This window comes from Polynucleobacter sp. UK-Gri1-W3 (assembly GCF_018881595.1).
Lineage (GTDB): Bacteria > Pseudomonadota > Gammaproteobacteria > Burkholderiales > Burkholderiaceae > Polynucleobacter.
Genome location: NZ_JACVQA010000006.1, coordinates 156,439 through 182,021 on the forward strand (window position 1 = coordinate 156,439; position 25,583 = coordinate 182,021).

A 25,583-nucleotide genomic window follows, 5' to 3' on the forward strand; every position below is an offset into this window, starting at 1 on the left:
CCCTCCCTAAGAAACTTGGTGTCAAGCTACCAAGCATTTGAGCGCTATTCGGCTCCTCATATCAAGGGCTTGGGTTTAACGTTGACTCAATTCGATGTGCTTGCTACCTTGGGTAATCAGCCGCCAATGAGCTGTAAACAGTTGGGGGAGAAAACCTTGGTAACCAAGGGAACGCTCACTGGAGTGCTAGAGCGATTAGAGGTGAAGGGTTTAATTCAGCGACAGTCAAATGCTGAGGATGCACGTAGTCAATTAATTGGACTGACTCAAGATGGTCAGGCTTTATTTGAAAAAGTCTTTCCAGTCCATTTGGAGTATTTAAATCAAGCTTTCAAAAAATTATTACCCGAGCAATTAAACCAACTCGAAGAATCGCTGAAATTGTTGAAAGACATCTTTTAATTAATGTAACTATGACAAGGAAAAAATAATGACTAAAGTAGCCGTGGTATTTCATAGTGGTTATGGTCACACCGTAAAGCAGGCCGAAGCAGTGGCTAAGGGCGCTAATGGTGTTTTGATAGCAATTGATGCTGAGGGCAATATTACTGATGCGCAGTGGGCAACATTAAATGATGCTGATGCCATCGTATTTGGCTCTCCTACATATATGGGAACTGTGAGTTGGCAGTTTAAGAAGTTTGCTGACGCCAGCTCTAAGCAGTGGTTTTCTCAGCAGTGGAAAGACAAAGTATTTGGTGGCTTCACTAATTCTGCCACCATGAATGGCGATAAGCATTCCACTTTGCATTATTTCTTCACTTTGGCTATGCAGCATTCTGGTTTGTGGGTTGGCACTGGATTAATGCCTTCAAACTCAAAGTCTGCGAAACGAGATGATGTGAACTATGTTGGTTCATCTGCAGGAGCAATGATGCAAACCCCTTCAGATGCGAGCGCAGATGAAGTGAACGTAGGTGATCTCGAAACTGCTCGTCTGTATGGTGAGCGTATTGCAAAAATCACTAAGCAGTTGCGCGGATAATGAATCAATCACGTTACTCCAGTATTGCCATCCTATTGCATTGGGTGATGGCATTACTGATCATCATGACTTGGTCCATTGCTATCGCCATTGATGATATGCCCTTGAGTCCAGCCAGAATTTCTTGGCTCAGCTGGCATAAATGGCTTGGCACTACGATCTTTTTTTTAGTCCTATTTCGTTTGATGTGGCGTGCTACTCATCCAGCTCCACCGCTGAATTTGGTAATGCCGGTATGGCAAGAATGGGTGATGAAGTTGACGCATCTAGCCTTGTATTTATTAATGCTAGCAATTCCCCTGGTAGGTTGGTTAATGAGTTCAGCCAAAGGCTATACCGTCAATTACTTTGGTTTATTCGAATTGCCTGATTTGGTCGATAAAGACAAGGCATTAGGACATCTTTTAAAAGAAATTCATGAGCTGTTGGCAAATGGATTAATGATCTTGGTTGGACTGCATGTGTTAGCGGCACTTAAACATCAATGGATTGATAAAGATGGTCTCTTAAGTCGCATGTCTTTTTACAAATCTAAAGATTCTTAACTGGAGAAGTGATGAGAAAACATTATTTAATGAGTGTTAAATGGGTTGCTGTAGTTTTGACGTTTGCTTTTGCAAGCGCAACTTATGCAGCCGAATATTCCACTATAGATGCCAGCAAAAGCAAGATTACCTTTACCAGTAAGCTGATGGGCTCAAAACTCTCTGGTGGCTTTGGAAAATTTTCAGGCAAGGTATCGTTCAATCCTGATCAACCCGATAAAGCAAAAGCGAATATCACCATAGATATCGCCAGCTTTAATGCCGGTGGTGATGAGTTGCAAGAGGAGGCAAAAGGCAAGGATTGGTTTAATACCAAGACTTTTCCAAGTGCGAGCTTTGTGAGTGACTCAGTTAAGGCTGTCGGTAGTGATGGCCTTGAAATTCACGGAGTGCTCACGATGAAGGGTAAATCCGCGCCAGTGCTGATCGCTGCCAAATACCAGTCCCAAGGCAAACAAATGGTTTTTGATGCCACCTTCCAGTTGTTAAGGTTGGATTTTGGTTTGGGCGCGGGTAACTGGGCGGATACCTCAGCAGTGGCAAACGAAGTACCTGTCAAAGTGCATTTAGTTTTAAATCCATAAACATTTTTATTTAGTTTTATTTTTCATCACGGAGAAACACATGAAATCGAAGTTACTAATTGCCTTGTTTGCAACCTTGGGATTGACTGGAACGGCATTTGCAGCTCCAACTACTTATACGACAGATGCAAACCATACATTTGCTCAGTTTGAGTACAACCATTTGGGCTTCTCAAATCAGACCAGTCGCTTTAATACTGTTAATGGAACTGTAACGATTGATCCTGCTGCCAAAAAAGGAAGCGCGGATATCACGATCGATACCAAATCGATTGATACGGGATCCACTATATTTAATAGCCACATTCAAGGCGAGGATTTTTTGTCTACAACTCAATTTCCGACTGCTAGCTTTCAGTCAAGCGATATGATTTTTAAAGGCGACAAGCCAGTTGCTTTAAAAGGCGTGTTGACTTTGAAGGGTGTAAGCAAACCAGTGACCTTAAAAATTACGAACTTTGATTGCAAGAAGCATCCAATGACGGGTGTGGAGTATTGCGGCGCTAATGCAGAAACTAAAGTGAAGCGTACCGAATTCAATATGGGCAAATATGCGCCTAACGTAGGCGATGATGTCACCATCATGATTGCCATTGAGGCGGCTAAAAAGGAGTAAATCCTTTGGTTGGTCTTTTTTCATGGGAAAACCACCTTTGGGTGGTTTTTTCTTGCTTGGCCGGCATTTTACATACACTCGGTTTATAATTTCATAAGTAATTGAATTGAAAGGGATTATTCTCTTAATTCCACTTTTGCCGGTTTGACAGCCCCAATAGGCTCTTGGACAATGTCTGGGGTGGTTTGAATCAAGCCATTGCCTACATGACAGCCGATACCTCCTTCTCCTCCAGCAAGCCACATCTAATGCTCCAAGCTCGCGCTCTTTGCTGTGTTCGGGGCGAAAGAACGTTATTTCAGAATCTGAATTTAACGGTCTCAGATGGTGAGTGTCTGCATGTTCGCGGTGAGAACGGTGTTGGAAAAACGAGTCTATTAAGGCTGTTGACGGGTTTATCTAAGCCAGAGGCCGGTGAAATTCTGTGGGGCGGTCAATCAATCTCTAAAGGCATCGCTTCCTATCATCGCGCGCTTTTATTTCTGGGGCATCGAGATGCTCTTAAAGAAGATCTTACGGCGCTAGAAAATTTGCAACTGTATGCAGCTCTAGATGGTGTTGAGCTCTCGGATGAAAAAGCGTTATCTGCTCTTTGGCGTTTTGGTTTGCGCGGACGTGAATATTTGCCGGTCAATTGTTTATCGGCAGGACAGAAGCGTCGTGTCTTAATGGCTCGCATGCTGACACGTCAAGCTAAGCTGTGGATCCTAGATGAGCCATTCAATGCACTCGATATTCATGCGATGCAGGCATTACAAGGATTAATTAGCGAGCATGTAGAGCAGGGTGGGTTAGTGGTATTCACTAGCCATCAAGAAGTGGGTCTTCCTCGTGTGAGGGTGCTTGACCTATGAATGCCCTGTTAGCAATTATCCGCCGAGATTTACTCTTGGTTATGCGCCGTAAAAGTGAGGTTCTCACAGCACTATTCTTTTTTGTGGTGGTGACGAGCCTGTTTCCATTGGGTATTGGTGCGGATACGGCGTTACTACGCAAAATTGCCCCTGGCGTTCTATGGGTCGCGGCCCTGTTGTCGACCTTGTTGGGCCTGCAGCGTATGTTTGCAGCAGATTATCAAGATGGCGCTTTAGAACAGCTTGCTTTATCACCCCAGCCTATGGTTTTGCTAGTGACCGGAAAAATTATTGCCCACTGGATTGTGTGTGGTTTACCGCTTGTGCTCTTGGCCCCGATTATTGGCATTCAGTTTGATCTAGATGCCAGCTCCTTATATGTGCTGATGGGAACTCTATTGCTAGGTACCCCAGTGCTATCCTTGCTGGGCTCAATAGGCGCTGCATTGACCTTGGGAGTAAGGGGTGGCGGTGTCTTATTAAGCTTATTGATTTTGCCTTTATATATTCCCGTACTTATTTTTGGTGCCGGCGCTGTTTATGCAAATAGTGTGGGCCTAGATACATCAGGCCATTTTTCATTGCTAGGCGCGTTATTGATTTTGGCTTTAGCATTTGTTCCTTGGGTAAGTAGCGCCGCTGTCAAGATTGCGATTGAATGAGTCAGACAAATAATTTTTCTAATCACCGCTTAGTTAACTGGTTTAAGTTATCAAGCCCTGGTACCTTTTATCCGGTAGCGGGTAAGCTCATCCCATTCTTTTGGGTTCTGACTTTTTTATTTGGCGCTGCTGGTTTGTGGGTCAGTTTTTTTGTTGCCCCGGTGGATGCTGTTCAGGGACAGGGTTATCGAATCATTTTTATCCATGTGCCCGCCTCGTGGATGTCGATGTTCATCTATTTAGTGATGGCTGCATGGGCAGGTCTAGGCTTAGTCTTTAATACCCGCTTGTCTGCCATGATGGCGCAGGCACTTGCCCCAATAGGCGCCTGGATGGCATTTCTGTCTTTATGGACGGGTGCTTTTTGGGGTAAGCCGATGTGGGGCGCTTGGTGGGTTTGGGATGCCCGTCTAACCTCAGAGTTGATTCTCTTGTTTCTGTATCTGGGATTTATTGCCTTGCGAGCGTCTATCGATGATCCGCGTCGTGCCGATAAGGCTAGTGCTATTTTGGCTTTGGTAGGGGTAGTCAACGTACCCATTATTTATTTTTCTGTGAAGTGGTGGAATACCTTGCATCAGGGCGCATCTGTCTCCTTAACCAAAGCCCCGGCCATGGCTCAAACCATGCTGTGGGGAATGCTTTTGATGGCTTTGTGTCTCTGGATGTATACCATTGCAGTCACCTTAATGCGAGTGAGGGCAATCATTTTGGAGCGTGAAGCCCATGCCGATTGGGTGAGACAATCAATTGAGGTGAAAAGCTGATGTGGAATAGCCCTTCTGAGTTTTTTGCTATGGGCGGCTACGCCTTGTATGTATGGAGCAGTTTTGGTGTTTGTGCGCTAGTGTTGATATTTGAGCCCCTATCTGTGCGTGCTCGTTTCAATGCAATCGTACGCAGGTTAAAGCAAGAGCAATTAGCAGAGCAGTTTGATAAAGAGATTAGTAAGTGAAGCCCAGACATAAACGCGCATTGATCATTGTTGCTGCACTCGTTGCTATTGGAGTAGCTGCGCTTTTAATCTTGAATGCGCTTAACAGCAATATTGCTTTATACGTCACCCCAAGTGAGGTTATGGCTGGTAAAGCTCCCCAGGGACAGGCCTTCCGAATTGGTGGCATGGTCAAAGACGGTTCATTAAAACGTGATGGACTAACAGTGCACTTTGTGATTACAGATCTCGTTAAAGATATTCCGGTTGCATATACCGGCATCCTGCCTGATTTATTTAAAGAAGGTAAGGGCGCAGTCATTCAAGGTCGCATGAATGCCAATGGTGAATTTATTGCCAGCGAGGTACTGGCTAAGCATGATGAGAATTACATGCCGCCCGAGGCCAAACATGCTTTAGAGCAAGCTCAAAAAAATGGAAGTAATAAATGATTCCTGAGTTTGGGCATTACGCATTAGTCCTGGCGCTTTGTATTGCACTCATTCAAGGGGTTTTACCTTTGTTAGGTGCGCACTTTGGCCGCCGTGACTGGTTGGTTCTGGCGCGACCTGCTGCACAAACCGTTTTCCTGCTCTTGGCGATTGCCTTTGGAATACTGGCTTGGAGTTTTTACGTCAACGATTTCTCTGTGCTCTATGTTGCTGAGCACTCCAATTCGCAACTGCCGATCATCTATCGATTGGGTGCGGTATGGGGTGGCCATGAAGGCTCACTATTGTTGTGGATCTTCTTGCTGACTACCTGGACTATTTTGGTGGCGCAACTCTCTAATGCATTAGATGACTTCATGGTGGCGCGTGTCATTGGCGTCTTGGGCCTAGTCACCAGTGGCTTGTTATTGTTTGTTTTAACAACCTCAAATCCTTTTGAGCGTTTATTACCTGCTGCTCAAGATGGCCGCTCCTTGAATCCACTCCTACAAGATCCAGGTTTGGTATTTCATCCGCCAATGCTCTATATGGGTTATGTGGGTTTCTCAGTGGCCTTTGCATTTGCGATTGCGTCTTTACTTTCGGGTAGGTTAGATGCTGCATGGGCGCGCTGGTCACGTCCTTGGACTACTGCCGCATGGGTTTTTCTGACTCTGGGTATTGCTCTTGGTTCATGGTGGGCCTATTACGAATTAGGTTGGGGCGGCTGGTGGTTCTGGGACCCTGTTGAGAATGCTTCATTTATTCCTTGGCTCGTAGGCACCGCCTTATTGCATTCTTTGGCGGTTACTGAAAAGCGTGGCGGCTTTAAGAGTTGGACCGTACTCTTGGCGATTACTGCGTTCTCGTTGTCGTTGTTGGGTACCTTCTTAGTACGCTCTGGAGTATTAACTTCAGTTCATGCATTTGCAACTGACCCACGACGCGGTATTTTTATTTTAATCTTCTTGTCGCTAGTGGTTGGATCATCTTTAGTGTTGTACGCATGGCGTGCGCCTAAGAGCACGATGGGTGGCAAATTTAATTTAAGCTCTAGAGAAACATTTATCTTGCTCGGCAATGTCTTCTTGGTAGTTTCTGCAGGATCTGTATTGTTGGGAACCCTATATCCATTGCTGATTGATGCTTTACATCTCGGTAAGATTTCTGTCGGCCCTCCTTATTTCAATAGCGTATTCGTACCCATCATGGTTCCGTTATTGGTATTGATGGGCATTGGTCCTTGGTCGAGTTGGAAGCAAAGCAATTTACTCTCCATCATTAAACGTTTATGGCTTGCTGGTCTAGTTGCTTTGATCGCGGGCATCTCTATTCCTCTGATCATGGGGCAATTTACCTGGCTGGCAGGCATCGGTTTCATGCTCGCTTTCTGGGTTATTGCTTCTGGCTGCATGCAAATTGTTCGCCAAGCTAAAGCCGGTAAGCCCACACGCTCTTTTATTGGCATGCAAGTTGCGCACTTAGGTATTGCGGTTTTTGTCATTGGCGTCACGATGGTCGGTGCTTACCAAGAAGAAAAAGATGTGCGTATGTCAGCGGGCGATACCGTAACGGTTGGTGGTTATCAAATTGAGCTGCAGGGTATCAATGCAGCTCGTGGTCCAAACTACCAAGCAATACGCGGTACATTCGTGTTGTCGAAAAATGGCAGTAGTCAGATCAGTCTTTATCCTGAGAAGAGAAGTTACTTTTCATCGACGATGCCAATGACAGAGGCAGCGATTGACGCAGGCCTCACCCGTGACATTTATGTGTCTCTGGGAGAAGAGCTGGGGGATCAATCCTGGGCAGTACGCGTTTATTACAAGCCTTTTGTTGACTGGATTTGGGGCGGTTGTTTGCTGATGGCTTTGGGCGGTGTATTGGCCATGTCCGATAAGCGTTATCGCATGAAGTTAAAGAGCAAGTTCGCATGAAGGCTAAGTTTTTAATTCCACTCGTACTATTTATTGGTTTGGTAGTCTTTTTAGCTATTGGATTAAATCGCGATCCACATGAAGTTCCCTCTCCTTTAATTAATAAAGCAGCGCCAGCATTTGAGATTGCTCAATTGGCTGAGCCCAATAAAATATTTTCACCGGCTAGCATGAAGGGTCAAGTATGGATTCTGAATGTTTGGGCATCTTGGTGTGTGGCATGCCGTGAAGAGCATCCTGTTTTAGTGGAGCTGGCTAAATCTCAAATGGCGCCAGTGATTGGTTTGGACTATAAAGACAGGCGTGAAGATGCCATGGCGATGTTAGCTAAACAAGGTAATCCATATGCCCTCTCTGCTTTTGATGGTAATGGTCGTGTTGGTATTGACTATGGTGTCTATGGCGTACCAGAGACTTACATTATTGATAAGGCGGGCGTGATTCGCTTTAAGTATATTGGCCCTCTAACCATGGACTTATTGAATCAGAAAATTTATCCCATGTTGACCGAGCTTAAGAAATCATGAAAAAGATTTTCTTAATTGCTATTTGTGTATTCAGTCTGGGTAGCGCCATTGCTAATGAAGCGGCGCCACTAGCGGATGACCCCTTGACAGAGCAGCGTTTGATTAGTATTTCTGAAGAAATGCGCTGTTTGGTTTGCCAGAATGAATCTTTGGCTGGTTCGCGCTCTGATTTGGCCAATGATTTGCGTCGTGAAATCCGCACCTTAATTAAAGAGGGTAAGAGCGACGATCAAATTCGTAACTTTATGGTTGAGCGCTACGGTGATTTTGTACTCTATCGCCCCCCAGTTAAACCAGTGACATGGCTGCTCTGGATTGGCCCATTTGTAATTTTGGCTATCGGTATTGCTGGCCTATTGATGTACCTGCGCCGCAGAAACACTAGCGTGCCTACTGTCGCTCTGACTGATGCTGACAATCGGAAGATTGATGACATGCTCAATGCGGCCAATAAGAAAGAAGGATGAATTTAGTGACTAGCTTCTTGATTCCTGCTTTTCTGCTTCTGATATTGGTGCTGGTGTTGCTACTGCGACCTTTTATATTTCCTGCAAAGCGCAAGGCAACTTCACGTCGTCAGATGAACGCCACTATTTACCGCGAGGAATTAGATAAATTAGAGGCAGAACATCAATCTGGCGTAATTAACTCGGTTGATTATGAAATTGCCCATGCAGAAATGCGTCAAAGGCTCTTTCAAGACACGATCGAAGAAGATGATCAAGAAGTTGCTGGCTCAACCAAGAAAACCACTATTGGACTCTGCATTTTTATCGTGCTAGTTTCATCGGTGCTCTACTTTTCTTTAGGTGATGTGGTTCGTATAGCCCAAAGAAATTCTGAGCAGCCGGTCACGCAAGAGGGTGTTGAAAAAATGGTGGCCGAGTTTGCCGTCAAGATGGAAAAGGATCCTACAAATTTGAAGGGCTGGGCGATGTTGGCTCGCTCCTATCGCATCTTAGGGCGCAATGAAGATGCTGCTAAGGCTTATGCGCGTGCAGGTAGCTTTATCGATTCAGATCCGCAGTTACTGGCAGACTACGCAGATGTATTGGCTGCAAATGCAGACGGCAGTTTCGCTGGTAAGCCCTTGCAGTTGATTAATCAAGCCCTCAAGCTAGATCCTAATAACTTACTGGCGCTCTGGCTTTCTGGAACTGCTGCTTACAACGCTAACAATTACAAGGCAGCCATTCAGACTTGGGAGAAGCTAGCAAAACAAATACCGCCTGATACTGATGAAGCGCGTGCTATTCAAGGATCGATTTCTGAGGCTCGCTCTAAGGGTGGCCTAGCAACTACCGCTGTTGCTCCTACTCCTACCTCAAAACCAATTGCATCTCCTGGAAAAGAAATCAGTGGCAAGATTGAAATATCAGCAAACCTCAGATCCAAAATGAAGTCTGGCGATATTGTGATGGTGATTGCTCGTAAGCCGGGTGAACGTATGCCAGTTGCAGTCTTAAGAGTGCCTGCAACTGATTTTCCGATGAGTTTTACCTTGAACGATGCCTTGGCCATGAATCCTAGTGCGCCTCTCTCACAGTTAACAGAGGCAAGCATTGAAGTGCGTATTTCAAAGACAGGCATGGCTAAGCCAGAAGTTGGAGATCTGATCTCCTCAGCGCAAACAATTAAAGTTGGCGCAAATAATGTCCGGCTGCTAGTGGATCAAGTCCGCCAGTAAAGCTTAGCCCCTGCCGACAAATGGCATATTGGTTGCCATAATAGTCATCGAGAGAATATTGCTTTCCAGTGGGAGCTGAGCCATGTGCAGCACGGCTTCTCCAACATGATCAACATCCATACGTGGCTCTACCTTAATGGATTGATCGGCCTGCATAATTCCGGCAGCCATGCGTTCGGTCATCTCTGTAGCAGCATTGCCGATGTCGATTTGACCGCAAGCAATATTGAATGCTCGTCCATCTAATGCAATGGTTTTAGTCAAGCCGCTGATAGCATGTTTTGTAGCGGTATAGGGTGCTGACATAGGGCGCGGTGCATGTGCGGAAATCGAGCCGTTGTTGATAATTCTGCCTCCTTGAGGAGATTGGGCTTTCATCATGCGAATCGCTTCTTGTGAGCATAAGAATGCTCCACACAGATTAGCATTCACCACATTCATCCATTGCTCATAACTTAAGTCTTCCATGGGAATGGCTGGGGCACCCATTCCGGCATTATTAAAGAGGACGTCAATACGGCCAAACTTATTACGAAGAGCTGCAAATAGATTTTTGACTTCATTAGGCTTGCCAACGTCGCAAGATACGGCAAGACAGTTATTTTGATTGCCGCCGATATCAGCGATTGCCTTTTCTAATTTATCTAGATTACGCCCGGTCAGAACCACTTGATAACCGCCTTTAAGAAGGGCTTTGGCTGCTGCCTTGCCAATGCCAGTTCCTGCGCCAGTGACTAGGGCTGCCTTGGTTTTTGCTGAGTTCATAATGGTCTTTGGGGCCTCTAAAAAGCCTCATCTTATCTCTATTTAGATGATCGGTTTTGAAACCTTTTCCTAATGCCATGGTCGGGGCATAATGCAAAAAACATAAGAGGCTTTAATGAATTTAATTAGAAGGCAAATTTATAACCCCCTGGCTCTAGCGGCGACCTTTTTTGTGCTGCTCATCATCCTTTTTGGTGTGCTGTGGATATTGGTTCCACCGCCACCAAAATCTATTGAAATGGCCACAGGCTTTCCTACTGGCCTGTATTACCAGTTTGGAGAGCGGCTTAAGGCGGAGGTATCTGGCGAAGGTGTGGATCTTAAGGTTCGCTCAACTGGTGGAACATTAGATAACCTGCGCCTCTTAAACGATCCAAAATCTGGAGTTGATTTTGCGATGGTGCAAGGCGGTGTTGCCAATCTCAGCGAATATCCTAAGCTGGTATCTATAGCGGGAATGTTTTATGAACCAATTTGGGTTTGGTATCGTGAAGGCGCTTTTAAATCCGAAGGCGGTCAACTGAAGATATTGAGTCAGCTAAAAGGCAAGAATGTCTCAATAGGTAATGAGGGGAGTGGTACTTTAGCGCTAACAAAGGATATCTTGCAGGCTAGCGGTATTTCTGAAAAAGAATTTAATACGCAGAAGTTAAGCCCTGATCAAGCCATAGCGAAGTTAAGTAATGGTGAGTTAGATGCTGTATTTATTGTGGCGGCAGCAGAAGCACCTATTCTGAGAAAGTTTTACTCTGTTCCAGGGATTCGTTTGATGAGCTTTGATCAAGCAGATGCATATACCCGCAATCTTCCTTACTTATCCAAAGTCATGGTACCTAGAGGGTTGTTGAGCATTCAGCATGACCAGCCGCGCCAGGATATTCAGGTAATGGCCGCTACTGCTACTTTGGTGGCGCATGACAATGTAAGTCCAGCATTGGTCTCACTCTTGCTTGGTGCTTCGTACGATATCTTGAAGTCGTATTCTCGCTTACAAAAAGTGGGCGAGTTCCCCTCTGGTTCTGGTTTAGATTTCCCTTTGCATGTGGATGCGGAGATTTACTTAAAAGATGGGCCTTCATTCTTGCATCGTCATTTGCCGTTCTGGACTGCGGTTTGGGCTGGTCGCTTTGTTAAGATTGTTATTCCATTATTAGTAATTTTGATTCCATTATTTACTTACATTCCAACGACCAAAAATTTCTTATTACGCTTGAAGCTGGCTCAAGTGTATGAAGAGCTCAAAGTCATTGAGAGAAATGCTCAAAATCCAGCTCTAAAAGAAAAGAATTTCAAGGACCTTGAGGATATTGAAAGACGTGTTGGCAATATGAAGGTATCCATGTTGGATGCCAAAGAGTTATATGACCTTAAGGGCCATGTGGGTGAAGTGCGTGTACGCTTGAACTTAGTTCACTAAGAGGTTTAGATGTACATAACAATTCAAAAAGTGTTGCTAGGGCTGGGTGTTGCAATTTCCTTGGGCGTCCAGGCGCAAGGTTATCCCAGCAAGCCGATTTCGATGGTTGTTCCTCAGGCAGCGGGCGGTACTAACGATATCGTTGCGCGTTTGATTGCGCCTGCATTTGGGGAATCTCTTGGCACCTCAATTGTGGTTGAAAATAGACCTGGCGCTGGCGGTAATATTGGAACTCAAAGCGTTGCTCGCTCGGCTAAAGACGGCTACACCCTATTACTTACTATTAATAGCGCGCAAGCTATTAATCCCTCTCTTTATAAAAATCCTGGATTTGATCCGGTCAATGATTTTGTGCCTTTGTATTACATTGGCGCTACTCCGTATGTATTGGTATCACCGCCAGGGTCACCATACAAAACATTGGCTGACGTTATAGCTGCCGCTAAGAGAAAACCCGGCGAGCTATCCTATGCCTCTGCTGGCAACGGCACTATTAGTCATTTATTGGGCGCCATGCTCAATGCTAGCGCTGATATCGAGATGCAGCATGTTCCTTATAAAGGAGTGGCTCCAGCTATCAATGATGTACTGGGTGGACAAGTACCTTTGGCATTTGCAAGTTTGCCATCTGCATTGAATTACATCAAAGCGGGTAAGTTACAAGCAATTGCAATTAGTTCTGCAAAGCGATCAAGTGCTGCTCCAGACATTCCGACTATTGCAGAAACTTATCCTGATTGTGTGGGTGAGGTATGGGTGGCGATGTTCGCACCTAACGGCGTAAGTGCAGATGTTGTTAAGAAAATTCAGATGGCAATGGATAAGACTATGTCTAAATCGGAGGTGCGTGAAAAGCTAACTGCACAGGGCTTAGATCTTGCCTCCGTACCGACCGCTAAGTTAGGTACTTTACTTAGAGATGAGTTGGTAAAGTGGGCAAAAATCGTGAAAGCATCTGGCGCTCAGTTAGATTAACCAAATCCTGCCGCTTGACCTAAAATAGATACATGACAATTGCTGGCCTTGCCCCCACGTTAACCCCTTTAAAGCAGATTGATCAGGCTTTGCGTAATGACGGCTTTGCAGTGGTGTCTGCTGAGACAGTTGCTGAATTTAGTCATGTTTCATTAGCTAGTCTTCAAAGTCTCACACAGTTTTGGGAAAATTTACCGCGTGACCCCTATTTGAAGGATGGTGGACGCTATCGTTTTCGTCGTCATGCTAGTTATCAGATTAAAGGTAATGACCTTGCCTTAGTTCCCCACCGTGCGCATTGGCAGTCGCTTGATTACAACGCATTGCATGGTGGTATCGAGCGCTGGTTTGAGCCTATTCAAGGTGAGTTGTTAAACAATCCGGCCTGGCAAGCTGTATTACTTGGGCTTGCTCATATCCTCAATGGCCTCAAGCCGGTAAATACCTGGTTTGTTGAGGCGCATCAATTTCGGATTGACACTACTGATGGAATCGGACGTCCAACACCCGAGGGTGCGCATCGTGATGGCGTTGATTTTGTAGCAGTCTTTTTACTGGATCGTTCAGGCATTAAAGGTGGCGAGACAAGAATATTTGATACCTCTGGTTCTGCAGGCTTGCGCTTTACACTGTCTCAACCCTGGTCTGTATTGTTGATGAATGATCAACGCATGATTCATGAATCTACGCCCATACAGCCTATAGCAAATTATGGCTATCGAGATACCCTAGTTCTTACATACCGCTCTAACGGTTTTCAAGACTCTCCGAATCGCAGTCAGCAATAATCCCTTTGGGTTTACTCTGGCTCCATGCCAGCTTCTATAATAGCCTTTGCCCACTTCGCAGTTTCTAGCTTAATTTTTTGTCCGAGCGCCTCAGGTGTGCCGGGCTGAGTTTCAAAACCATTTGCGGAAAGTCTCTCGACGAGATCTTTTGATTTGGCGGCATTATTAATGGCTTGATTGAGTTTGAGAATGGCATCCTTTGGCATACCTGCCGGCCCAAATGCTGCAAAGAAGGCAATCAGCTCATAGCCTTTAGTGCCAAGCGCCTCATTCACCGTAGGCAATTCAGGAATCGCTGGAGAGCGCTTCAATGAAGTAACTGCTAGGCCGCGGATCTTTCCCGCTTGCACTTGCGGTAAAGAGACTCCAAAGTCAGATGTAAACATATTGACTTGACCACCTATTAAATCAGTCATTGCATTAGGGCCACTCTTGTACGATACCCCAGTCATTTTGATACCAGCAAAGCTCGCTAACATTTCTGAAGAAACACGTTGCGATGTACTTGCATAAGCAAAAGTCATTTTTCCTGGATTGGCTTTAGCTAGCGATACAAATCCATTGAGTGACTTTACGGGCACATCATTGTTGACGGCAACAATAAGTGGAGCTGACCCAAAGTAGCCAATGGGGGTAAATGCAGTATCTTGGTTGTAGGGTAGATTTTTGACCAGACTTTTCAGGGCTGCATTGGTGCTGTTGGTGCCAAACAATATCGTGTATCCATCTGCGGGTGCTTTGGCCACAAAATCTGCGCCAATGAGTCCATTTGCTCCAGGTCGATTTTCAATAACGACGGGCTGACCTAATGTCTCAGACATTTTTGCAGCAAAAGCGCGGCCAATTTGATCTGTAGTGCTACCAGGGGCAAAAGGGACAATCGCTTTGATGGGTTTTGAAGGGTAGTTATCAGCAATAGCTAGTGGACTTATAAAGCCGATAAATAGACTGATACCGATCTTCAGTAGGCCGCAGGTAAATATTTGACTGTTCATGCTGTTTCCATCTTATTTTTTAGTAGTGTAACGGGTCTCTTTTGTTCTGGGCGAGTAGAATGAGTTCACGTTTCTACTGACTATTTATGCGCTTTCGTTCAGCAGGTTATACCCCTCTTATGCTTATGGCACAAACCTGTGCTTTATTGGGCTTTGCTTGCTACGCCGTCGTATTAACCACTTTGCAAGATGAGTGGCGCCTCAGTAATTTGCTGTCCGGTTTAATTGCTAGTGCCTTTTTCTTTGGCTATATGCTTGCCGTCCCTCTGGCAACAGCATTAACTGATCGGGTTGATGCTCGTAAGGTCTATTTAGTAGGCGGCATCACTGCTGCTTGTGGGCTTTTAGGCATGGGCTTATTGGCTTATAACTTTTGGACTGCACTAATTTTTATGGCTTTAAATGGTGCTGGACTTGCCGGCACCTATATGCCCGGCCTCAAAATTTTGTCAGATCGGATTCAGTCTGGTGAGTTAACGCGTCACATCGCTTTTTATACCGCCTTCTTTGGTATTGGTACTGGCTTTTCGTATTTGTGCTCAGGATGGATTCTGAATGCGCTTGGTTGGCACTATGTATTTGGCCTCATTGCCTTAGGTCCATTTATCGCATTTCTAATTGTCTTGCTATTAATTCCAGCCCTGCAGCATGAGAAATGGAAGGGCCCCATTCAAATTCGCTTGCACGATGTTTTTCCTGTAGATAAATGGAAATTGGTTTTGCAAGACAAGAATGCATCTGGCTATATTTTTGGGTATACCGCTCATACGCTAGAGCTATTTGCCTCTAGAAGTTGGATTGTTGCTTTCTTTGCTTTTTGTGCAATTGCCTCTGGAGAAGTATTCTTTTTGACAGCCACTACCTTGGCGGGCGTGATTAACTTCTTTGGCGTGCCCGCTTCCATAATGGGGAACGAAATTGCCTTAAGAATCGGTCGTCAAAAATGGGTATGTTTTGTGATGCTGACTAGTGCTGTTTTGGGTATAGCATTTGCATGTTCTACAGGCCAGTCGTGGTGGTTAATTGTTGCCCTAGCTATTGGTCACGCTATTTTCATCATGGCAGATTCCTCAACGCTCACAGCAGGCTTGGTAATTAGTGCACAAGAAAATATCAAGGGAGCTGCTATGGGTCTGCACTCCTTGATGGGTTTTGGTGGTGGCTTATTGGGCCCGGCTATTTTTGGTTTCGTTTTGGATATCTCTGGCTCTCGCGCTTCACAGCTTGCTTGGGTATGGGCGTACGTTGCTGTAGTCATGTGGGGGGTCCTATTTGTGATTTACGAGCGTCGCAGGGGCTGGGGCAGTTCAGTGCGCCCATGAGCCATTAGATGAATCAAATGAATCAGAAACCTTCCTTGATTTGCTATCACTGCTCGAGCCAGATTCTTCCGGGCGAATTAATCGAGGCCGAATTGGGTGGAGTACCCAGAGCATTTTGTTGTCCAGGTTGTATGGCGGTTGCACAAACCATTCATGGCGAAGGCTTAGAAGTTTTTTATGCCAGGCGTTCTCAGTCCGGTGACAAGCCTGCTGCTTATCTCGCTAGCAATGACATTCCTGAAAAACTCAGGCCTTATGATGATCCATCATTACGGGGTCGCTTTACTCGCTCCTTTGGTGAGGCGGGAGGTCTTGAGACAACACTGCGCCTAGAAAAAATCCGCTGTGCTGCATGCGTATGGTTATGTGAGCAACATTTGCGTCGCAATCCAGGTGTCCAGGACGTGCAAATCAATTACGTCACGCAAAAAGTGATGGTACGTTTTTCACCGGATAAAACGAGCTTAGCAAGATTACTTTTTGAAATTGAGCGCATTGGCTATGAAGCTTGGCCTTTTGAGCCCTCTCAATCTTTGGATAGGGCAAAAAAGGAACGACGTAGCCTTCTTCTACGGCTTGGTGTAGCGATACTAGGCATGATGCAGGTCATGATGTACGCATGGCCGACTTATGTTGGTGCTGATATCACTCCTGAATTTGAGGTCCTTTTGGGGTGGACGAGCTGGGCCTTAACGGTGCCAGTAATGGTGTATTCGGCAGGACCAATATTCCAAGCGGCTTGGCGTAGCGTGCAATCATTCAAACAAACCCATATGTTGGGTATGGATGTTCCAATCGCATTGGCTCTTGCTCTGGCATTTACTGCGGGCACAATTAATTTAGTTGCTGGCGCAGGCCATAGCTATTTTGATTCCATCACGATGTTTGTTGCATTTATCTTAGGAGCAAGATACGTCGAATTGTTAGCAAGACAAGATGCGCAGGGTGGAGCAGAGGCTCTAGCAAAGCAATTGCCTGCAACGTGTGAGCGTGCATTGCATTACCCGACCTCCCTAGAGATTGAAGTTGTCCCTGTTGTTAATTGCAATCCTGGTGAGGTGCTGCGTGTTTCCCCTGGTGAAGTTTTGCCTGCGGATGGCGTTTTGATTGAGAACCCTAGCGCCTTAGATGAATCTTTGTTGACTGGCGAGTCCAAGCCTGTTGAGAAAAAGATTGGGGATCGCGTATACGCTGGAACCCATAACATTCTTAATCCATTATTCATGAGAATCGAGGCGGTTGGGCAGTCTACGCGCATTGCGGGTATTGCTTCATTGTTGGATCAAGCATTACTGGCTAAGCCGGTGATGATTAGTCTTGCAGAAAAGTGGACTGCATACTTTGTTGCTTTCTTATTGTTTGGGGCATTTGCTTCCTCAGCTATTTGGTTGTACTTTGACCCCAGCCGTGCATGGACTGTTTTAGTCTCCGTTTTGGTTGCTAGTTGTCCTTGTGCTTTATCACTTGCAGTGCCTACTGCCATGGCTGCAGCACAAGGTGCGGTAACTAAATTAGGCTTACTCATCGTACGCGGACATGTGATGGAGGGTTTGGTAAAGGCAACTGATTTAGTGCTGGATAAAACAGGCACCTTAACGATGGGTCAACCAGAATTACAAGAAATCATTAATTTACGCGTGGGCTATCGTCGTGAAGATGCTCTGGCTTTAGCTGCTGCTTTAGAGGCTGGGCAAAGGCATCCACTTGCACTTTCTTTGTTGCGCGCTGCGGAAGTTGAAAACATTTCATTACCCTTTTTGCAAGAGCCAGTGATTAATCAGCTAGGCAAAGGTTTGAGTTCGGGTGCCTATCGCCTAGGAAGTGCTTTGTGGATTGGGGTAGGGCAGAGCACCCAACTAGGTCAATTCGGTCAAGTGCATTTAGCGGATGCGCGAGGCTTGATAGCCAGTTTTATTTTTTTAGACACACCAAGACCAGGACTAGAACAGTTTTTAAAAGTAGTGAAGTCCAGAAACATTGCAGTGCATTTGGTTTCGGGTGATGATCGCGCTACCGTTGCATGGTGGGCTAAGCAGGTTGGTATTGAGCATTATCAAGGCGGGTTTATACCTGAAGATAAATATGATTACATCGAGCGTCTACAAAAAGAAAATCATTTTGTCTGGGCCATTGGCGATGGTGTGAACGATGCACCTTTTCTTGCACGTGCCGATGTTTCTATCGCGGTTGGTGCAGGTGCGCCTTTAGCTGCAGCAGGAGCGGATGCCATTCTGACTGCCATTTCATTAGAGTCTCTAGCTAAAACTTTGCAGCTGGCCGATAAAACACAAACCATCATTAAAGAAAATTTATGGTGGGCCTTAGCGTATAACTTACTAGCCATTCCTGCTGCAATGATGGGTTTAGTCAATCCCTGGGTTGCTGGAATTGGTATGTCGCTTTCTTCCCTTGCTGTGACTTTAAATGCCTGGCGTTTGCGAAAAGCTTAGACTATAGGAATGGAAAGTCTATTTCTCCTCATCCCTCTGTCGCTAGTTCTAGTCGGCATCTTGGTATGGATTTTGCGTTGGTCCATTAAGAGTGGGCAATTTGATGATTTAGATGGTCCTGGCCATGCCATTTTGATGGATGACGATACCCCGGAATCCAAATAAGTTAGTAACAGCTAACTAAAATAGCCATATAAAACAATGGCTCATGAATTCTGGGCATTATCTTCGGGGCCAGTCTGAATATGCCCCAACCTTTTTGATATAGATCAAAACCCCCTGATAGCCTTACTTTGATAATCAATTCAGTCTATTTGGATTATGTCGCTGTTTGGTCACAAAAAAGGAGAAACCATGGGACTTACCGTGGGGAGTAATCAAGATACCTTCAATTACAAGGTTGTCAGCCAATTTGCCATCGTTACTGTGCTTTGGGGAATTGTTGGCATGCTCGTGGGGGTTATCCTCGCAGCTCAGCTCATCTGGCCTGAAATCACTTTTAATATTCCTTGGTTAAGCTATGGTCGTTTGCGTCCACTGCACACCAACGCGGTGATTTTTGCTTTTGGTGGCTCTGCACTGTTCGCAACGTCCTATTACATCGTGCAACGCACCTGTCAGGTACGACTCTTTTGTGACAAGTTAGCAGCATTTACCTTTTGGGGTTGGCAGGCAGTGATTGTTTCTGCTGCTATCACATTGCCATTAGGAATTACTACTTCTAAAGAGTACGCTGAACTTGAGTGGCCAATCGACTTATTAATTACGGTTGTTTGGGTCGCTTATGCCGTTGTGTTCTTTGGCACCGTGATCAAGCGCAAGACTAAACATATTTACGTTTCTAACTGGTTCTTTGGTGCTTACATCCTGACGATTGCTGTATTGCACATTGTTAACAATATGGAAATGCCAGCAAGTCTCTTCAAGTCTTACTCGGCTTATTCTGGTGCTCAAGACGCGATGATTCAGTGGTGGTATGGTCATAATGCAGTAGGCTTCTTCTTGACAACCAGCTTCTTGGGCATGATGTACTACTTCATTCCAAAGCAAGCTGAGCGCCCAATTTATTCATATCGTTTGTCTATCGTCCACTTCTGGGCTTTGAACTTTACTTATATGTGGGCAGGTCCTCACCACTTGCAACACACTTCATTGCCAGACTGGACACAGTCCTTAGGAATGGTTTTCTCATTAATCCTGTTGGCGCCATCATGGGGCGGCATGATCAACGGCATCATGACTTTATCTGGCGCTTGGTACAAATTACGTCGTGATCCAATCTTGAAATTCTTGGTAGTGGCATTGTCCTTCTACGGTATGTCTACCTTCGAAGGTTCGATGATGTCTATCAAGACAGTGAACAGCTTGTCTCACTACACTGACTGGACTATTGGTCACGTTCACTCCGGCGCTTTAGGTTGGGTAGCCATGATCACCATTGGCTCCTTGTATTACCTCATTCCACGCTTGGTTGGTCAAAGAGATATGTACAGCACAAAGTTAATCGAATTGCATTTTTGGATTGCAACGATCGGCGTGGTGATTTACATCGCTGCCATGTGGATTGCTGGAGTAATGCAAGGTTTGATGTGGAGAGCATTTGAGCCAGACGGTACCTTGACTTACAGCTTTGTTGAGTCTGTTAAAGCAACTTATCCATTCTATGTCATTCGTTTGATAGGCGGCCTGTGCTACTTAAGCGGCATGTTTGTAATGGCTTACAACGTCTACAAAACAGTGATCGGTAAAAAATTCATTGACGCCGTAATTCCACAAGCGTCTGTAGCAGCTCATTAAGGATAAGAACATGTCAGAACAACGTCGATTTTTCTCCCACGAAACGCTTGAGCGTAATGTTGGTTGGTTGATCATTGCTACTATTGCTGCAATCTCGATTGCCGGCTTGGTGCAGATCGTGCCTTTGTTTTTCCAACACTCAACTACTGAACCAAGTCCAGGTGTTGAGCCTTATTCAGCTTTGCGTTTAGCTGGTCGCGATATCTATCAGCGCGAGGGTTGTATGGGTTGCCATTCGCAGCAGATTCGTACTCTACGCTCTGAAGTAGAGCGTTACGGTCCTTACTCTTTAGCTGGTGAGTCTGTATATGACCATCCATTTTTATGGGGTAGTAAGCGCACAGGTCCTGATTTGGCTCGTGTAGGCGGTCGCTATTCCGATGATTGGCATCGCATCCATTTACGCAATCCGCGTGATGTGGTGCCTGAGTCCAATATGCCTGCTTATCCATATTTGCAAACGCCTGCTGCTGCAGATACGATTTCCTCGCATATGACAGCAATGCGTCGCTTAGGCATTCCTTACTCTGACGAGCAAATCGTAAATGCACCTAAAGAGTTGGAAGGCAAAACTGAAGAAGACGCGCTGATTGCTTATCTACAGGGTCTTGGTGTAAATCGTAGATACATTATTGTGGATGAGGTGGTTGCTAAGTAATCCTTAGTGACAGAGAACTATGCAAAATATTGCCCCTTATCTCTCAGCAATTTCTACCGTGCTTGGCTTGGTATTTTTTATAGGAATCGTTTGGTGGGCTTGGTCTGCAAAAAGACAGCCTGCTAATCAAGAGTCCGCCGAACTTCCGTTCGATCTTCCCGATGAATTCAGTAAGGATAAATCATGAGTGACTTTCTTGGTGCTGGTTGGAGTGCCTATATCGCCTTAGTAACATTAGTCGGTATCTTTTGGTGCATCTGGCTACTATTTTCTCAACTCAAAGTTAAAGTTAAGCTCAAGCCAGATGGTGAAGTAGCAGACACTGGTCACGTATGGGATGATGATTTGCGTGAACTGAATAACCCATTGCCACGTTGGTGGATGTGGATGTTCTTACTCTCATGCATCTTTGCTTTGGTTTATCTGGTTCTGTATCCAGGTCTAGGATCCTATCCTGGCATCTTAGGCTACAGCACTGACGGTGCTTTGATGCAGTCCATGACAAATGCAAATGATGAGTTAAAGCCTGTCTATGCTAAGTACGTCAAGATGGATATTGAGCAAGTTGCTGCCGACCCAAAAGCACGTGAAATGGGCCAGCGTCTCTTCTTGAATTCTTGCGCACAGTGCCATGGCTCTGACGCTGGTGGTGCTAAAGGCTTCCCAAATCTGACTGATGGTGACTGGCTCTATGGCGGTTCACCAGAAAATATCAAGGCATCGATTGTTAATGGCCGTGGCGGTGTAATGCCTCCTTTCCCGCAATTGGATAATAAGCAAATTGTGGATGTTGCTAATTATGTTCGTAGCCTTTCTAGCTTGCCAAATGACGAACAAAAATCGGCTCGTGGGGCAGAAGTATTTAAAGCAAACTGCGTAGCTTGTCATGGTGCTGACGGCAAAGGCAACATTGCTTTAGGTGCACCGAATTTGACTGATAAAACTTGGCTATATGGTAGTTCAGAAGCAACCATTGTTGAGACTATTACTAAAGGTCGTATGGCAATGATGCCTGCTCAAGATAAGGTATTAAGTCCTGAGAAAATTCAGTTGTTAACTGCATATGTATGGGGTTTATCTAACAATAAACAACCTGCAGCTGCTAAGTAAGAAGTAAGCTAAGTAACTAGTGTCAGATATTTCGCCGGGTGGAAAGCCTGTTCCAATAGAAGTTATTGAGGAGTCTCTTTACGAGGTCCGGCGAAAGATTTACCCTCGTTCTGTATCAGGGCTCTTTGCTCGTTGGCGCTTCATATTGGTCTTTGCAACGCAATTGCTATTTTATGGCTTGCCTTGGTTAAGCTGGAATAACCGTCAAGCAGTTCTCTTTGACTTAATTCAGCGTAAGTTCTATATCTTTGGTCTCGTGCTTTGGCCACAAGACGTGATTTATCTCACGCTCTTATTAATTCTCTCCGCGTTAGCCTTATTTCTATTTACAGCAGTGGCTGGCCGTTTATTTTGCGGTTATGCCTGCCCGCAAACGGTCTATACCGAGATCTTCATGTGGATCGAGCGCAAGGTTGAAGGGGATAGATTCGCACGAATTCGCTTAGATGGTGAGGAGTGGCCTTGGGGTTTTCGTAAATGGCGTTTAAAGATTACTAAGCATTTCCTCTGGCTATTAATCGCCTTCTGGACTGGCTTTACCTTTATTGGTTATTTCACCCCAATCGAAACTTTGGGCGCATCACTAATCCATCTTTCGCTTGGGCCATGGCAAATTTTTTGGCTGTGCTTTTATAGCTTTGCTACTTGGGGTAACGCTGGTTTTATGCGTGAGCAGGTTTGCAAATATATGTGCCCATACGCACGTTTCCAAAGTGTAATGGTCGATAAAGATACCTTCTTGGTAACTTACGATAAAGTGCGTGGTGAGCCTAGAGGTAGTCGCAGCAAGTCTGCCGACCATAATTCCTTGGGCTTGGGCGATTGTGTTGATTGCAGTATTTGCGTACAGGTCTGTCCTACCGGTATCGATATTCGTGATGGCCTGCAATATATGTGTATTGGTTGCGGTGCTTGTATTGATGCTTGCAATCAGGTCATGGAGAAGGTGAATTATCCCAAGGGCTTGATTCGTTATACGACTGAGCGTGCAATCGAAGATAAAGAATCCAATCAAAGTGCGATTCGTCATATCCTGCGTCCGCGCGTATTAATTTACACAGCCTTTATTACGGTTTTGACCTCAGCATTTCTCGTTTCCTTGGCAACGCGCAATCCATTAAGGGTTGATGTGATGCGTGATCGTGGTGCTTTAGCTCGTGAGGTTGAGGGCGTCCGCATTGAGAATATTTATCGTATTCAGATTATGAATGCCTCCGAGCATCCAATGAAGGTTCGGATAAAAGCTGTAGGCTTGGATGATTTGAGTGTTTTGAACTCACAAGGCAGAGAAATTCAAGAAATTGAAGTTGCGCCAGCAAGTAACCAGTTGCTACCAATTAAGGTCAGCACTACCATTGGTAAAAATGAATCTGGAAATTACCCGATTCACTTTGATGTGATTGCTCAAGAATTATCTGGTGATGAAATTAATATTAGAACTCGCGATGAAAAATCCACTTTTATTATTCCCCGTTAAGCTAAAACAATGGAGAGAAAGCATATGAGAGAAGAGCAAACTACTAAACCCTGGTTTAAGCAGTTATGGCCGTGGTTATTAATCAGTGGTCCTGCGGTTGCCGTGATTGGTTGCATCATCACCATTTACCTGGCGGTAAATTTATACGCTGATAAACCTTTACGCGAAGGTGTAGTCAAGCAGGGCTTAAAGGTAGAGCAGCTTCAAGACGTGCAAGCAGATGGGCAGGCAAAAAAATGAAGTTCCGCCTGCTCATTTGGATTTTGTGGCCATCCTTCTTGGTGGCCGGCATGGCAGAAGGTCTTTTGTTTACCGTAATAAACCCACAGGATCTTTTATTCTTTGGACATCATCCAGAGATTTCCGATGAAGGTATCTACACTATTGGATTCTTTGTGATTTGGATTTTTTGTGCAGCATCCAGCGCACTTACCGCTTATATCCTGCCGGGTATTGAAGCGCCTGATAGTAATGAAATCGATCGCGGCTTAATTTAAGCGTGCTTTACAGGGATGTCAGCGCTGACGCAGACCGCTCTATCTGGATTCGGAACTCCAGCGAGTTCATATAGACCATCCATATCAATGAGTTTGATATGGCGTTGCTTAATTTGAATGAGGCCTGACTCGGCGAAGCGTGACAGCATGCGACTGACGGTTTCAATTTGAATACCGAGATAGCTGCCAATATCATTACGGCTCATACGTAAATCAAATTCATTATTGAGATAGCCACGCGCTGCTAAGCGTTGTGAGAGACTCAATAGAAATACTGCCAATCTTTCTTCTGCGCGCATTGTGCCAAGAGAAAGTAGGTGACGCTGATCTTGAGTCAATTCTCGACTCATGATTTTATGAAATTGATTTTGTAGGGCTGGAATCTGGCGCGCCAAGTCTTCAAAGGCTTCGTAGCGAATGATGCAAACTTCACTTTCTTCAAGGGCGATTGCATCGGATTGATAGTGACCTTCACCGATGCCATCAAGACCTAAAATCTCACCAGGAATATGAAAGCCGATGACTTGTTGTCGACCGTCTTGAAGACTAAATTCTGTTTTGAGGGTGCCAAAGCGAACGCTATAGACAGAGGTAAGTGGGTCACCATGACGATAGAGGCTTTCCCCTTTTTGTAGGTGAACTCGCTCTTTTACTAAGGTATCAATTTTTGAAACTTCAGTGCTATTGAGGCCTACTGGTAAGCAAAATTGACCCAGTACGCAGACTGAGCATTTGCTGGCTGGACTATCGGTAGGTTTGTAATTCATATTTGATTGGGTCTATAAGAGCAGTTTATTCTATTAATATGAAAATCATCGCTTTCACCTACTTTTTGCCGATTTCATGCTAACAACCAGTCTGCTGCTTGCTGTATTTCTAGGCGCCCTAGTTAGCGGCTGGCACTGCGCTTTGATGTGCGGTGGTATAGCTGCTGCCATTGAGCGACCTATAGCCTTGGAGACCCCTTTAAGAGCTAAATCTGAGCTGTTTTACCTGCAGTTGATTATGCATTTGGGGCGCGTAACGACTTATGTCTTATTGGGCACTTTAGCTGCTGCTGTAGGGGTTGTGGTTTGGCAACAAAGCCTGATTCCTATCCAGCGACCCTTATTCGCTCTGACCTCTCTCATCTTGATTTTTATGGGTATCCGTTTGCTGAGAATAGGGAAGTCAGAGGGCTTGCTTGGAGGTAAATGGCTAAGCGCCAAAATTGCGGCTTACTGGGCTAAATACTTAGGCCGTATGGCTAGCGGCCCTTCACGTTGGTTTAGTGGCATGTTGTGGGGTTTGGTTCCCTGCGGATTGGTTTATAGCGTTTTACCACTCGCTTTTTTATCGGGCGATGTGCTTACCGGTGCCGCTCTCATGTTGGCATTTGGTTTAGGCACATTACCTAATTTATTGCTGATCTCTAAATTTTCCGCAGCACTGACTCAATTTGGGCAATATCTTTGGGTACGCTATTTAGCAGCCTCGCTGCTGTTGATTGCTGGTGGCTTTGGTTTGTATCGCGCTTGGGTTTTGCCTGGAGCGTTGCTAAAGGGCGGTTTCTGTATTTCTTAATCCATTT

At 45.3% G+C, this 25,583-nt stretch carries 31 protein-coding genes; 28 read left to right on the plus strand and 3 right to left on the minus strand.

Annotated features, from left to right (window positions below):
• Window positions 1–18 precede the first annotated feature (18 nt).
• The 14 genes from ICN36_RS06065 to ccmI all read left to right on the plus strand — a co-directional run bounded on the left by ICN36_RS06065 (window position 19) and on the right by ccmI (window position 9,762).
• Window positions 19–402, plus strand: coding sequence for a MarR family winged helix-turn-helix transcriptional regulator (locus ICN36_RS06065; protein ID WP_370623436.1), 384 nt, complete (start codon window positions 19–21; stop codon window positions 400–402).
• Window positions 403–430: 28 nt separating this feature from the next.
• Entirely contained in the window at window positions 431–985 is a 555-nt protein-coding gene (locus tag ICN36_RS06070) for a flavodoxin family protein (RefSeq protein WP_216227467.1), read from the plus strand.
• Window positions 985–1,530, plus strand: a complete 546-nt coding sequence (locus ICN36_RS06075; protein ID WP_216227468.1) for a cytochrome b — start codon at window positions 985–987, stop codon at window positions 1,528–1,530. The genes ICN36_RS06070 and ICN36_RS06075 overlap by 1 nt, the downstream gene beginning before the upstream one ends.
• Before the next feature lie 11 nt (window positions 1,531–1,541).
• Window positions 1,542–2,114 carry a YceI family protein gene (locus ICN36_RS06080; RefSeq protein WP_216227469.1) on the plus strand — a complete coding sequence of 191 codons (573 nt, stop codon included), beginning with the start codon at window positions 1,542–1,544 and terminating at the stop codon, window positions 2,112–2,114.
• A 40-nt stretch (window positions 2,115–2,154) separates the two neighbouring features.
• A complete protein-coding gene (locus ICN36_RS06085; protein ID WP_216227470.1) occupies window positions 2,155–2,730 on the plus strand; it encodes a YceI family protein in 576 nt (191 codons plus the stop codon).
• A gap of 185 nt (window positions 2,731–2,915) precedes the next feature.
• Window positions 2,916–3,584: a cytochrome c biogenesis heme-transporting ATPase CcmA gene (gene ccmA / locus ICN36_RS06090; protein WP_255531262.1), complete on the plus strand. Its 669-nt coding sequence runs from the start codon at window positions 2,916–2,918 to the stop codon at window positions 3,582–3,584.
• On the plus strand, window positions 3,581–4,246 hold the full coding sequence (gene ccmB, locus ICN36_RS06095; RefSeq protein ID WP_216227471.1) for a heme exporter protein CcmB: 666 nt from the start codon (window positions 3,581–3,583) through the stop codon (window positions 4,244–4,246). Before ccmA ends, ccmB begins: the two co-directional genes overlap by 4 nt.
• Window positions 4,243–5,013 (plus strand): heme ABC transporter permease CcmC, encoded by a 771-nt coding sequence (gene ccmC, locus ICN36_RS06100; RefSeq protein ID WP_216227472.1) that lies wholly within the window; start codon window positions 4,243–4,245, stop codon window positions 5,011–5,013. The genes ccmB and ccmC overlap by 4 nt, the downstream gene beginning before the upstream one ends.
• Complete coding sequence (gene ccmD / locus ICN36_RS06105) at window positions 5,013–5,201, plus strand: heme exporter protein CcmD (protein ID WP_216227473.1); 189 nt, start codon at window positions 5,013–5,015, stop codon at window positions 5,199–5,201. The genes ccmC and ccmD overlap by 1 nt, the downstream gene beginning before the upstream one ends.
• Window positions 5,198–5,632 (plus strand): cytochrome c maturation protein CcmE, encoded by a 435-nt coding sequence (ccmE, locus tag ICN36_RS06110; RefSeq protein ID WP_216227474.1) that lies wholly within the window; start codon window positions 5,198–5,200, stop codon window positions 5,630–5,632. Before ccmD ends, ccmE begins: the two co-directional genes overlap by 4 nt.
• Window positions 5,629–7,548, plus strand: coding sequence for a heme lyase CcmF/NrfE family subunit (locus ICN36_RS06115; RefSeq protein WP_216227475.1), 1,920 nt, complete (start codon window positions 5,629–5,631; stop codon window positions 7,546–7,548). Before ccmE ends, ICN36_RS06115 begins: the two co-directional genes overlap by 4 nt.
• The gene (locus ICN36_RS06120) at window positions 7,545–8,075 is read left to right on the plus strand and encodes a DsbE family thiol:disulfide interchange protein (RefSeq protein WP_216227476.1); all 531 of its coding nucleotides are present in this window, start codon (window positions 7,545–7,547) and stop codon (window positions 8,073–8,075) included. The genes ICN36_RS06115 and ICN36_RS06120 overlap by 4 nt, the downstream gene beginning before the upstream one ends.
• Window positions 8,072–8,542 carry a cytochrome c-type biogenesis protein gene (locus tag ICN36_RS06125; protein WP_216227477.1) on the plus strand — a complete coding sequence of 157 codons (471 nt, stop codon included), beginning with the start codon at window positions 8,072–8,074 and terminating at the stop codon, window positions 8,540–8,542. The genes ICN36_RS06120 and ICN36_RS06125 overlap by 4 nt, the downstream gene beginning before the upstream one ends.
• Complete coding sequence (gene ccmI, locus ICN36_RS06130) at window positions 8,539–9,762, plus strand: c-type cytochrome biogenesis protein CcmI (protein ID WP_216227478.1); 1,224 nt, start codon at window positions 8,539–8,541, stop codon at window positions 9,760–9,762. The genes ICN36_RS06125 and ccmI overlap by 4 nt, the downstream gene beginning before the upstream one ends.
• Window positions 9,763–9,765: 3 nt before the next feature.
• Here ccmI and ICN36_RS06135 read toward each other — a convergent pair whose 3' ends face one another.
• On the minus strand, window positions 9,766–10,527 hold the full coding sequence (locus tag ICN36_RS06135) for an SDR family oxidoreductase (protein ID WP_216227479.1): 762 nt from the start codon (window positions 10,525–10,527) through the stop codon (window positions 9,766–9,768).
• Window positions 10,528–10,642: 115 nt separating this feature from the next.
• Here ICN36_RS06135 and ICN36_RS06140 point away from each other — a divergent pair, with 115 nt between their 5' ends.
• The 3 genes from ICN36_RS06140 to ICN36_RS06150 are packed head-to-tail and all read left to right on the plus strand — an operon-like array spanning window position 10,643 to window position 13,707.
• On the plus strand, window positions 10,643–11,944 hold the full coding sequence (locus ICN36_RS06140; RefSeq protein ID WP_216227480.1) for a TAXI family TRAP transporter solute-binding subunit: 1,302 nt from the start codon (window positions 10,643–10,645) through the stop codon (window positions 11,942–11,944).
• A gap of 9 nt (window positions 11,945–11,953) precedes the next feature.
• Complete coding sequence (locus ICN36_RS06145) at window positions 11,954–12,919, plus strand: tripartite tricarboxylate transporter substrate binding protein (RefSeq protein WP_216227481.1); 966 nt, start codon at window positions 11,954–11,956, stop codon at window positions 12,917–12,919.
• 32 nt (window positions 12,920–12,951) lie between these two features.
• Complete coding sequence (locus ICN36_RS06150) at window positions 12,952–13,707, plus strand: 2OG-Fe dioxygenase family protein (protein WP_216227482.1); 756 nt, start codon at window positions 12,952–12,954, stop codon at window positions 13,705–13,707.
• Between the two features lie 11 nt (window positions 13,708–13,718).
• Here the strand turns inward: ICN36_RS06150 and ICN36_RS06155 are convergent, their stop codons facing one another.
• The gene (locus tag ICN36_RS06155) at window positions 13,719–14,702 is read right to left on the minus strand and encodes a tripartite tricarboxylate transporter substrate binding protein (protein WP_216227483.1); all 984 of its coding nucleotides are present in this window, start codon (window positions 14,700–14,702) and stop codon (window positions 13,719–13,721) included.
• Window positions 14,703–14,821: 119 nt separating this feature from the next.
• Here ICN36_RS06155 and ICN36_RS06160 point away from each other — a divergent pair, with 119 nt between their 5' ends.
• The 10 genes from ICN36_RS06160 (at window position 14,822) to ICN36_RS06205 (ending at window position 24,013) form a co-directional block, all read left to right on the plus strand.
• Window positions 14,822–16,024, plus strand: coding sequence for an MFS transporter (locus tag ICN36_RS06160; protein WP_255531263.1), 1,203 nt, complete (start codon window positions 14,822–14,824; stop codon window positions 16,022–16,024).
• Between the two features lie 17 nt (window positions 16,025–16,041).
• A complete protein-coding gene (locus ICN36_RS06165) occupies window positions 16,042–18,474 on the plus strand; it encodes a heavy metal translocating P-type ATPase (RefSeq protein WP_216227485.1) in 2,433 nt (810 codons plus the stop codon).
• Window positions 18,475–18,483: 9 nt separating this feature from the next.
• Entirely contained in the window at window positions 18,484–18,639 is a 156-nt protein-coding gene (gene ccoS, locus ICN36_RS06170) for a cbb3-type cytochrome oxidase assembly protein CcoS (RefSeq protein ID WP_216227486.1), read from the plus strand.
• A 189-nt stretch (window positions 18,640–18,828) separates the two neighbouring features.
• A complete protein-coding gene (ccoN, locus tag ICN36_RS06175; protein ID WP_216227487.1) occupies window positions 18,829–20,271 on the plus strand; it encodes a cytochrome-c oxidase, cbb3-type subunit I in 1,443 nt (480 codons plus the stop codon).
• A 10-nt stretch (window positions 20,272–20,281) separates the two neighbouring features.
• Window positions 20,282–20,929, plus strand: coding sequence for a cytochrome-c oxidase, cbb3-type subunit II (gene ccoO / locus ICN36_RS06180; RefSeq protein ID WP_216227488.1), 648 nt, complete (start codon window positions 20,282–20,284; stop codon window positions 20,927–20,929).
• A 19-nt stretch (window positions 20,930–20,948) separates the two neighbouring features.
• Complete coding sequence (locus ICN36_RS06185) at window positions 20,949–21,116, plus strand: CcoQ/FixQ family Cbb3-type cytochrome c oxidase assembly chaperone (protein ID WP_216862047.1); 168 nt, start codon at window positions 20,949–20,951, stop codon at window positions 21,114–21,116.
• Window positions 21,113–22,039, plus strand: coding sequence for a cytochrome-c oxidase, cbb3-type subunit III (ccoP, locus tag ICN36_RS06190; RefSeq protein ID WP_216227489.1), 927 nt, complete (start codon window positions 21,113–21,115; stop codon window positions 22,037–22,039). Before ICN36_RS06185 ends, ccoP begins: the two co-directional genes overlap by 4 nt.
• Window positions 22,040–22,058: 19 nt before the next feature.
• Window positions 22,059–23,516, plus strand: coding sequence for a cytochrome c oxidase accessory protein CcoG (gene ccoG / locus ICN36_RS06195; protein WP_216227490.1), 1,458 nt, complete (start codon window positions 22,059–22,061; stop codon window positions 23,514–23,516).
• 24 nt (window positions 23,517–23,540) lie between these two features.
• Window positions 23,541–23,756: a FixH family protein gene (locus ICN36_RS06200; protein ID WP_216227491.1), complete on the plus strand. Its 216-nt coding sequence runs from the start codon at window positions 23,541–23,543 to the stop codon at window positions 23,754–23,756.
• Window positions 23,753–24,013 carry a hypothetical protein gene (locus ICN36_RS06205; RefSeq protein WP_216227492.1) on the plus strand — a complete coding sequence of 87 codons (261 nt, stop codon included), beginning with the start codon at window positions 23,753–23,755 and terminating at the stop codon, window positions 24,011–24,013. The genes ICN36_RS06200 and ICN36_RS06205 overlap by 4 nt, the downstream gene beginning before the upstream one ends.
• Here ICN36_RS06205 and fnr read toward each other — a convergent pair.
• Window positions 24,010–24,780 (minus strand): fumarate/nitrate reduction transcriptional regulator Fnr, encoded by a 771-nt coding sequence (gene fnr / locus ICN36_RS06210; RefSeq protein ID WP_216227493.1) that lies wholly within the window; start codon window positions 24,778–24,780, stop codon window positions 24,010–24,012. The genes ICN36_RS06205 and fnr overlap by 4 nt on opposite strands.
• 76 nt (window positions 24,781–24,856) lie before the next feature.
• Between fnr and ICN36_RS06215 the strand changes: the two genes are divergently transcribed.
• Window positions 24,857–25,576, plus strand: coding sequence for a sulfite exporter TauE/SafE family protein (locus ICN36_RS06215; RefSeq protein WP_216227494.1), 720 nt, complete (start codon window positions 24,857–24,859; stop codon window positions 25,574–25,576).
• Window positions 25,577–25,583: the final 7 nt, after the last annotated feature.